A 4,665-nucleotide genomic window follows, 5' to 3' on the forward strand; every position below is an offset into this window, starting at 1 on the left:
ACGTCGTCCGGGGCGATCTCGATAACGCTGCCGAGTAGGCGGGGTCGCTCGTATCGGGTCAGGATGTTCTGCCAGGGGGGCCAGGCCGATGCCGCCGCGCGGAGGAACGCGCCGTTGGCCGGGCGGCGGTTGAGCTCCTTGGGCGTCTTCAGCTTCACGATGTCCGCCGGGTAGTCGCCCTTGGCCGCGAGGTCGCCCCCCGCCGTCTTGGTGGCGCCGAACCCCTCGGCCTTGCCGAGCCGGGCGAGGACGGCCGAGGACGTGCACAGCTTCCGGCCGCCGACCGAATCGCGCAGGCCGCCGAGGTCGCTTTCGAGCCCGCGCAGCGCGGCGACGAAGTCCGCGTGCTCGGCCGCGACCTCGGCGGGAGGCGTCACCGTCCCGAGCTTCTCGGCCGCGTCGGTGACCGCGCTCTCGGCACGTTCGAGCCGCTGGTTCAGCGACTTCAGTGACCGGGACTTGGCCAGCCCGCCGAGGGAGGAACCGACCGGCCCGGCGGCGGCCGTGAGGGCCGCGCGGTACTCCTCGGGGGAGGAGCCTGCCGGGGCGCTCGACGACGGCGTCCCATCGGCCGTGCCGCCGCCCGTGGAGGCGTCAGGCGAGGGTCGCGAGGGGTCGCCGACGGAGCTGCACGCGGCGAGGACGAAGGTCATGGCAAGCGCGGCGGGAAACCATCGGGGGACGATCATCTGGTCGATGATCGGGGAGACCCGTGAACGTGTCAAGGCGGCCGTCACCGCAGCGTCAGGGACAAGTCACCTGATCAGCCACACAACAGGTCGTAATTCCTACTCGACCGGACGGAAGACGAGCAGGGAGCGGGGGCGTTTGCGGAGGACCACCGCGCCGGGGGCGGTGAAGGTCTCGCCGTCCCTCGCCAGCCGCACCTCGGCCTCGGAACCCGACGGGGAGGCCACGTGCACGGTGTCCGCCCGCCACTGAAGATAGTGGCGCGACAGCCCCACCCCGCCGAGGATCGTGCTCACCATGGCGCGCAGGCGCGGCAGCCGCGAGGCGGCCGTCAGCAGCCGGATGTCGAGCACTCCGTCCTCCAGCCGGTCCCTGCGGGTCGGGGCGACGCCACGCGACTCGTACGCGCAGTTGCCCGCGAACAGGAGCCAGACCCTGCGCCGCACGCCGTCGACCACCATCTCGCCGGGACGTCGGTTGTGCATGAGCACGTCGGCCATGGCCAGCACCAGGGCGGGCCACTTCCCGATCTTCCCCTCCCAGTCCTCCCGGCGGTCGACGACCAGGGGGTAGATGCCGAGGCTCGCCGTGTTGAGGAAGACCCGCCCGGCGACCTCGCCGACGTCCACCGCGACCACGTGCCCGGAACGGTACGCGTCGGCGGCCTCCTGGATGGTCTCCATGCCGAGCGTGCGGGCGAAGTGGTCGAGCGTGCCGGCGGGGATGGGCAGCAGCGGGACGCCGTGCTCCAGCGCCGCCTGCGCCCCGCAGTTCATCGTCCCGTCGCCGCCCGCGACGGCGAGCACCCTGGCACGTCCGGCGGCGTCCTGGAGGCGCTTCATCAGGTCGTCCCCCGGCTCCGCCTCGATGACCTCGGCCTTGGGCAGCGCCCTGCGTACGGCGGCGGCCGTGCTCGGGTCGCGCCCCGCCGCGTTGTTGACCACGGCCACCACCCCCTCGCCGTCGGGGTCGAGGTCGTACGGCGGGGCGGTCATGGCGACGCGGGCCTCGCCGATGACGGTCTGGCCCGGCCAGAGGCGCTTGGTCACCAGCGCCGCCGTCACGCCGAGCGCCATCCCGGCGAGCACGTCGCCGGGATAGTGGACACCTGTGTAGACGCGGGAGAAGCAGACCGCCCCCGCCGTCACGGCGACGGGCACGGCCACCCGCGCCGGCGCCTCCATCGCCACGGCCGTGGCGAACGCCGCCGCGGACGCGGAGTGGCCCGACGGGAACGAGTGCGAGGACGGGATCCTGCCGAGGCGCGCCAGCGGGAAGTCCACGATGGACGGCCGCGCGCGGGCGAACGCCTGCTTGCCCAGCAGGTTGACCACGGGGCTCGCCAGGCTGACCGCCAGGAGCCCGCGCGTGGCGGCGCGGCGCATCCCCCTGCGCCCGGTGAACGCCAGGCCGCCCGCGACGGCGGCCCACAGCAGGGAGTTGTCGGCGGCCCGCGACAAGCGGGGGATCACGTGGTCGAACCCGGGCAGGTGCGCGGCGGCCACCGACCTGAACAGCCGCCGGTCGAGCTCGCCGAACCGCTTCTTGATCCGCATGACGTTGTCCGTGGCCTTCCGCATGCCTTCGTTAGTGCCCAGGGAATCCGCGGCCAGTCACCCTCCGTGGAGATCGGCCCGACCCGTCCGCGCATGTCGGCGCGTGTCCCGGCCTCGCATGTCGGCGCGTGTCCCGGCCTTGGCGCCCGCCACCCTCCCGCGCCTCGCGTACCGCCCGCGTCAGGGAAGCGGGCGGCGGCCCTGGAAGCCCAGATCGCTCCGGTGGTACCAGCCGAGCGCGGTCTCGCCCTCGATCCAGCACAGGCGGACCGACACCCCGCCGAGGAAGGACGGGAAGTCCACGAGCACCGGCGCGATGCCCTTGACCTCGATGCCCTGCTCGCCGAACCAGCTGAGGACCTCGGCCACGCGCGCCTGCAGGCCCTTCGCCTCGGGGATGCCCCCGAGCGCGGACCGTCCGGCGGTGCTCAGATCGTGGCTGAGCTCGGCCAGATCGGCGCGGATGGCGACGACCTCGTCGACCCTTTCCCGTACGAGCGGCATGAGGCTCCGCGCCTCGTCCACCGTGAAGGTCCTGTCCACAACCGGAACGCTATCCCCCGCCGGGGCGGGGCGCGTCACCGCCGAGCGCGTCGCGGAGCACCTCGTCGACGTCGAGCTCCAGGACCCACGCGTCCTGGCTCCCGCACGGGTGACGCCGTCGCGCCGGGACGCCCGCGCGCTCGTCCCGCACCCGGCTGAAGGCGGCGCTGAAGAACCTCTCCTCCCCCACGACGCGGCATAGCCCGATCACCCTGGCGTACAGGAGCTGGGGCTCCCCGGGTTCCGACCCCGACCCCGGTCCGGAGCCTGGGCCTGGGGTCGAACCTGGGCCTGAACCCGGCCCGGGGCCCTCGTCCGGGACGGTGCCCGGGTCGCGCTCGGGGGGTGGCGTGCGATACCCCCCGAGCGCTCGGGCCACGGCCTCAGAAAGCACCGGATCACTGCTCACGCCCACCTCCCGTTACCAACTGTGTCGCCATGGTGACATCGATGGGTCTGACCGGAGGCCGGAAGCCTCCGGGAGGGAGAGATTTCTTCTACCGCGGATCACGTCCGTAGGCAGAGGAGTAAGTCTCCGGATCGCGGTTCAGGCGGGCCGGTCACGCGGGCAGGTCACGCGGGCAGGTCACGCGGGCAGGCGGGCGAGGTGGACGCGCCTGGCCTCGTCGATCAGGCGCAGGTAGTCGCCGAGCTGCTCCTTGGTGTCCAGCCTCGCCCGGTCCCTGATCAGTTCCTCCAGCCGGTCGAGCCACTCAAGGCACCAGAGGAGGTCCTCGGCGCGGGCCACCCGCCGGCCGCGCACGTCCACGTAGACCGGGCTGGTGTGCGCGAACACCTCGGTGAACAGCGATCGCGGATGGGGGCCGCCCTCGGCGAGGGCGACGACGTAGGTCGGCGCGCCGACGACGAACTCCGCCGTGAGCTCGCCGGGCGGGCCCTCGGCCAGCACGCCGTCCGCCGTGCGGATCGACAGCCGCTCCACCTCCGGACCGATGACCCGGACGGTGACCCTCACCCGGTCGCCGGGAAGGCGGTCGATCGTGTCCCCCGGCTCGTGACCGTCCACGGTGAGCTCGACGAACGGCCCCGTGGTCGCGAACGTGCGCCCGCGCCGCACGGCCTCGGCGTAGGAGGCGGCGGTCAGCGGCCCCTCCACCTTGGCGTACGTCCGCTCCCAGCCGAGCGGGCTCGCCACCATCTCCATCCGCTGCCGGGTGAACGACAGCATCGAGTCGGTGCCCGCGACGGCGGCCAGGCGGTTGCCCGCGCCGAGCAGCCGCCGGTACACCGCCGACGATCCGGCGGCCGAGGAGAAGTGCAGCACCTCCATGCTGTCGACCAGGCCGAGCGCGGCGTCGACCACCGCCATCCGCGCCGAGCACTGCCGCCGTCCGGTGCCGATGACATCGCCAGGGGTCTCGACGGGCGAGTGGAAGGAGTGGGCGTAGCCGACGATCGCGCCGAGACCCCGGAGCTCCTCGCACGCCACGCTCGTGGGCGGCCAGTCGGGGGCGCCGGCGAACCCGCTGTGGTAGCGGCCCGGCGGGGCGGTCATCCCGAAGGCGTGGAGGTGCCCGAGCAGGTCGTCGCGGTACTCGACGCCCATGCGGGCGACGTGGGTCGCGTCCGACCACGGCAGGTCCTCGCCCGCCCAGTGCTCCAGCGCCTCCCGGTCGAAGACGCGCCCGCCGGAGACGTTGGCGGCGAGCAGGTTGAGCACGTGCAGGTCCTCGCCGTGCTGCATGGCCGCCGCCATGGCCGGGGTGGCCACGAGGTCCCCGGCGAAGTTGAGGTGCACGTGCAGGTCCCCGCCGTACCATCCCTTGGCCGCCGCGTCGTGGATCCGCGCCGGGGCCGACTCGGCAAGCCGCTGTAGGCTTGGTCGAGCGCATGATAGGCAGGCCAGGGCGTGGTG

5 protein-coding genes are annotated in these 4,665 nt (G+C 73.4%); all 5 read right to left on the bottom strand.

From position 1 onward, the window contains the following. The coding region (locus tag AB0B89_RS35055) for a hypothetical protein (protein ID WP_358561667.1) at positions 1-725 on the bottom strand (725 nt) is incomplete at its 3' end. 63 nt (positions 726-788) lie between these two features. Beyond that, positions 789-2,270, bottom strand: coding sequence for a phosphatase PAP2 family protein (locus AB0B89_RS35060; RefSeq protein ID WP_358561670.1), 1,482 nt, complete (start codon positions 2,268-2,270; stop codon positions 789-791). A 156-nt stretch (positions 2,271-2,426) separates the two neighbouring features. After that, entirely contained in the window at positions 2,427-2,789 is a 363-nt protein-coding gene (locus tag AB0B89_RS35065) for a DUF2203 domain-containing protein (protein WP_358561673.1), read from the bottom strand. A 10-nt stretch (positions 2,790-2,799) separates the two neighbouring features. Continuing rightward, on the bottom strand, positions 2,800-3,198 hold the full coding sequence (locus AB0B89_RS35070; protein WP_358561676.1) for a hypothetical protein: 399 nt from the start codon (positions 3,196-3,198) through the stop codon (positions 2,800-2,802). Between the two features lie 177 nt (positions 3,199-3,375). Continuing rightward, positions 3,376-4,656, bottom strand: coding sequence for a CehA/McbA family metallohydrolase (locus AB0B89_RS35075; protein WP_358561679.1), 1,281 nt, complete (start codon positions 4,654-4,656; stop codon positions 3,376-3,378). Positions 4,657-4,665: the final 9 nt, after the last annotated feature.

The sequence above is a fragment of the Sphaerisporangium sp. NPDC049002 genome (genome assembly GCF_040649355.1).
Lineage (GTDB): Bacteria > Actinomycetota > Actinomycetes > Streptosporangiales > Streptosporangiaceae > Sphaerisporangium.